The sequence below is a fragment of the Oribacterium asaccharolyticum ACB7 genome (genome assembly GCF_000238075.1).
GTDB classification, from domain to species: domain Bacteria; phylum Bacillota; class Clostridia; order Lachnospirales; family Lachnospiraceae; genus Oribacterium; species Oribacterium asaccharolyticum.
On the sequence record NZ_JH414509.1, the window covers coordinates 1 to 1,845 of the forward strand.

At 47.0% G+C, this 1,845-nt stretch carries 1 protein-coding gene; it reads left to right on the forward strand.

Going from position 1 to position 1,845, the window contains the following annotated elements; all coding sequences use genetic code 11:
- The first annotated feature begins 503 nt into the window (after positions 1-503).
- Complete coding sequence (ltrA, locus tag HMPREF9624_RS11310) at positions 504-1,787, forward strand: group II intron reverse transcriptase/maturase (protein WP_009537857.1); 1,284 nt, start codon at positions 504-506, stop codon at positions 1,785-1,787.
- Positions 1,788-1,845 lie beyond the last annotated feature (58 nt).

The window sequence follows — 1,845 nt, forward strand, 5'->3', positions numbered from 1 at the left end:
AGTATGACGGGCATGCCGTCAATCTGTGGTGCAAGTCCACAAGGGGCGTAGTTGCCGACGAACCCCATAGCGACTCCCAAGGTTTACATCGCGAGGTGTAGGCGAGAAGAAGGGATAGCGAAATCGTAGCCTGACGAACAGAAACCTGATATTAAGGCGTTTACGGCGGATGAGCTGGCTAAAAGCAGCAAAGTCCAAAAGGCAACCGTAACCCGTAGGCGTAAATCAGGCAGGTAGACGAGGAAAGACTGGCAGGCTTATCCCGTGAGGTCTCACAGACGAGGAAACTCGCCGTAGCAACAACGAACTGTGAGAAGTCAGCAGAAGCCGTAGTAGGTATGATTCTGAAATGGATGATACCGAAGGGCTGAACAAGGTAACTGTGTAATCAAATGTATGCCCCATGAAATACCTGACAGCGGAAAGTGCGAAACGTAATTGAGCAGATACCGCATAACATAAGGCTTATTCATGGGAACGGAAAGGAGAACGCACACAAGGCAATGTCGGAACTGTTGGAAAAGATACTGTCAAAAGAAAACATGAACACCGCCTACAAAAGGGTCTGCGCCAACAAAGGTGCAGGCGGTGTGGACGGAGTGACAGTTGAAGAACTTGGAGATTATATCAAAGAGCATTGGAGAAGTATCGGGGAGCAAATCAGGCAGAGACAATACAAGCCACAACCGGTTAGGAGGGTAGAGATACCCAAGCAAAACGGAGGAGTGAGGAAACTCGGTATACCGACCGTAATGGACAGGGTAATTCAGCAAGGTATCGTGCAGGTGATAAACCCGATGTGTGAGCCGTTATTCTCGGAATGGAGCTATGGCTTCAGACCGAATCGTAGCTGCGAAATGGCAATCAGGCAGCTGCTTATCTATCTGAATGAGGGCTACGAGTGGATAGTAGATATCGACCTAGAGAAATTTTTCGACAATGTACCGCAGGACAGGCTAATGAGTCTCGTTCACGTCATCATAAATGACGGAGATACGGAGTCGCTTATCCGCAAATACCTGAAAGCAGGAGTGATGACACCACAAGGCTACGAAGAAACAAGACTCGGAACACCACAAGGAGGGAATCTGTCACCGTTACTATCAAATATCATGCTGAATGAACTGGACAAAGAACTTGAAGCAAGAGGACTACGATTTACGAGATATGCTGATGACTGCGTTATTGCGGTCAAGAGCGAAACGAGTGCAAAAAGAGTCATGCGGACGGTATCGGATTGGATACAGAGAAAACTTGGGCTAAAGGTCAACATGACCAAAACTCACATCACAAGACCATTAGAGCTGAAATATCTTGGCTTCGGTTTTTACAAGGACAGCAAGACAAAAGAATGGAAATGTAGAGCGCACCAAGACTCGATTGTAAAAATAAAGCGCAGGCTAAAAGAACTGACCTGTAGGAAAACGCCTGGAAAAGTAAGGGAGAAGATAGAGAAAATCAATCAGGTAACAAGAGGATGGATTAACTATTATGCCCTTGGCTCCATGAAAACAGCGATGACAGCGATTGACGCACATTTACGGACAAGGCTTCGGGTTATTATTTGGAAGCGGTGGAAAGTACCAAAGAAGCGACAGTGGGGCTTGCAGAAACTGGGAATAGGCAAGGACCTTGCGAGGCTAACCTCATACTGTGGTGACCGCTACCAATGGGTTGTCACGAAGACGTGTGTTGTAAGAGCAATCTCTGAGGAAGTGCTTGCGAAAGCAGGACTAATAAGTTGTCTCGAATATTATAATAAGCGTCATGCCTTGAAGTTATGTTGAACCGCCGTATGCCGAACGGCACGTACTGGTGGTGTGAGAGGGGGATTAAATTCCCCCT

What these genes read in the sequence shown, in the direction of transcription:
- ltrA (WP_009537857.1), top strand. Translation starts at nt 504, where the DNA reads ATGTCGGAACTGTTGGAAAAGATACTGTCAAAAGAAAACATGAACACC.